Source organism: bacterium (assembly GCA_035530055.1).
Classification (GTDB): domain Bacteria; phylum UBA6262; class WVXT01; order WVXT01; family WVXT01; genus WVXT01.
This window is the reverse complement of record DATKVN010000104.1, coordinates 1-2,547: the sequence shown is the minus strand read 5'-3', so window position 1 is coordinate 2,547 and position 2,547 is coordinate 1. Positions and strand designations below refer to the sequence as shown.

Annotated in this window: 3 protein-coding genes; 2 read left to right on the top strand and 1 reads right to left on the bottom strand. The window is 37.9% G+C overall.

The genetic code is table 11. From position 1 onward, the window contains the following. Window positions 1–303: retropepsin-like aspartic protease (locus tag VMW39_08065; GenBank protein HUW23969.1), on the top strand; the 303-nt coding region annotated here is incomplete at its 5' end. A 400-nt stretch (window positions 304–703) separates the two neighbouring features. On the opposite strand, the gene VMW39_08060 is transcribed toward VMW39_08065, so the two are convergent. After that, on the bottom strand, window positions 704–1,909 hold the full coding sequence (locus tag VMW39_08060; protein HUW23968.1) for an ISL3 family transposase: 1,206 nt from the start codon (window positions 1,907–1,909) through the stop codon (window positions 704–706). A gap of 261 nt (window positions 1,910–2,170) precedes the next feature. Between VMW39_08060 and VMW39_08055 the strand changes: the two genes are divergently transcribed. After that, window positions 2,171–2,547: Gfo/Idh/MocA family oxidoreductase (locus VMW39_08055; protein HUW23967.1), on the top strand; the 377-nt coding region annotated here is incomplete at its 3' end.

The window sequence follows — 2,547 nt, the reverse complement described above, 5'->3', positions numbered from 1 at the left end:
ATAAGAATGGCTCTTGATACAGGGGCAACCTATACCATGATTCCATGGAAAACTGCTGAAATTTTAGGGTTAGAGCCAGAGTTATCCAAAGAGAGAATGGAAATAATTACTGCCAGTGGAGTGGAAAAGGCTCCTTTAGTCACCTTGAAGTCTATAGTTATTTTAGGGAAGAGGATAGAAGGAGTTAAGGTTATTGTCCATGACCTTCCGCCAAAAAGCTATGTAGATGGGCTACTTGGATTAAAATCATTGGTTGAACTTAAATTAAAAATAGACTTTAGTGAGGGCATATTGGAGGTATAAGCAAAGTATCTTGTCTAATAATAACTCGCTGCAGCCGACCACCGGCAGCGTGGCGGTTTTCATAAAGTTCTGTGCTCTATCAAAATTTGGCTGTTTTTTGAAGATTTGTGCTCCATACTGTCGGCGGGGGCTGACCTCGAACGTTATAGAAAAAATTATGAAAAAGAGAATAAGTAAAATTAATTCGGCTCTTCTCCAATTTTAGTAGTTATCCACAGAAATTTTATAATTAGAAGGTAAACTTTTCTAATAACAGAATTCGTTCTTTGAAAAATTGACAATGGTAGATAACTCGCAGATCATGAACCGCACAAAAGTATAGAGTACACACAGAAGTTATCCCTCAAAGCTCAGCATTCATCTGAGCAACTGTTTTTTTAGCAATAGTATACTTTTTTGACTATCCCGTATTCAGTGGAGGCGAACAGCCTTGTTTAATCTTTAAGATGAAATACTCATCATCATGAAAGCCATAGGCTATGCGTTTGATAACTTTGATCTTATTGTTCATCCCCTCTAGTTTACCGCTGTTTATAGGATAATGACAATGATTAATAAGACCGTAGCGATGCCTATTCAGAGTCTGTGCAAAGTTTACAGCAGGTCTGATCTCGCTGGCTAAAGCAGTGCTAATCCATGAATCTAGACAGCGATTTGCACAACCAACTGATTTATAATTCCAGAGTCTCTTTAGTGCATCTTTGAGTATATAGGCAATGTTTATATTTTCGTTTAACTCAAGTAATGATTGAAGCCGTTCTTTCTGGTTTTTCTTAAGATTGTTCCTGTTCTTAAGCAGTAGATATTTGGTCCCTTTGATAGCTTCCTTGTTCTCCTCAGTTGCTTTTTTGAACTCGATATTCCTTACTTTATCTATAACCTTAGAGTAGTTTTTAATAACATGGAATTTATCAAATACTATTTTTGCTCCTGGGGTATTCTCTTCTATAGAAGCAATAAATGGATCCCACATATCACAACCTATCGCTTCTATCTTTTTTGCCCTTTTACGACCCAGTTCTTTGAAGAATCTATTTAGCGTTTTCTGAGTACGATCCTTGCCAACCCAAATTACCCGGGTTCGCTCCAGATCCATAACCACAGTAAAGTACTTATGGCCCTTATGAGCGGCAATCTCATCTACGGCCAGTAATCGTAAATTATCGTAGTCGGGAATAACAAATTGTTTTTTTAGATACTTCTTATCTATATCCTTAACTGTTTTCCAATCTAACTCAAGAAGTTCAGCTACTTGCTTGAGACTGGTTATTCGGCAGAGCCGGGCAACCAATGCCTCAAATCTGCTAGTACATCGGGAATAAGAATCGACAAAGTCAAGCTTTTCAATCTTTACACCGCAGTCTGGGCAATTAGTGCGATGTTTATATATATTCAGATATGCCTTATATGTAAAAACAGAGAGGTCCCTGATTCTGACTAATCTAGTGTCCCAGCCCCAAAAAGATCTTTGCTCACAGTTGGAACAGATGTAGCCTAAAGAATCATCTCTATCAAGATAGATTTCCGTAGAACCATTACGGGTAACCGTTTCACTAAGTTTTACGTTTGGCAAATTGAGCCATTGTGCTATAATATTCTCAGGCATCTTATCTCCCTCCTGTATGGTTTGTTTTTAGTATAAATCTACTATACAGGAAAGATAGGATGCCTTCAATATTAAATTCTCAAAAAACTATTTTTGTGGATAACTACTAAAATTGGAGAAGAACCTGGAGGCAGAACTCTCGATAAATTCCAGCTGAAACTCTTATTTGACGTGGAATGTGAGGAATAATCACAAAATATAATCAGCATCACATTTTGAAAATGTCGAGTTGTCCGTACCTCAGAAATTGGCATAAAAGCAATGAAAAGAGGAATTCACTGTCTTTCTGAGAAACCTATTGCTGTTTCTGTAGCTGCAGCAGATAAATTCCTTCAAGCTGCTAAAAAAAGTGGTGTAGTTTTTGCTGTAATGTATCAACAAAGAACCTTGCCGGAGATAAGATTAGCTAAAAAGCTCATAGAAAGTGGAAGATTAGGAAAAATAAGGCGAACCTCTCTGATTGAGCCAAATTACCGAACTCAGGCTTATTATGATAGTGGCAGATGGCGAGCTACCTGGAAGGGAGAAGGGGGAGGAGTCTTGATAAATCAGGCTCCTCATGGAATTGACCTATTTCTCCTTTTAGGTGGTATGCCTGATAGAGTTACAGCTAAGGTGCGCACACGCCTTCATAATAT

What these genes read in the sequence shown, in the direction of transcription:
- VMW39_08060 (HUW23968.1), bottom strand. Translation starts at nt 1,909, where the DNA reads ATGCCTGAGAATATTATAGCACAATGGCTCAATTTGCCAAACGTAAAA.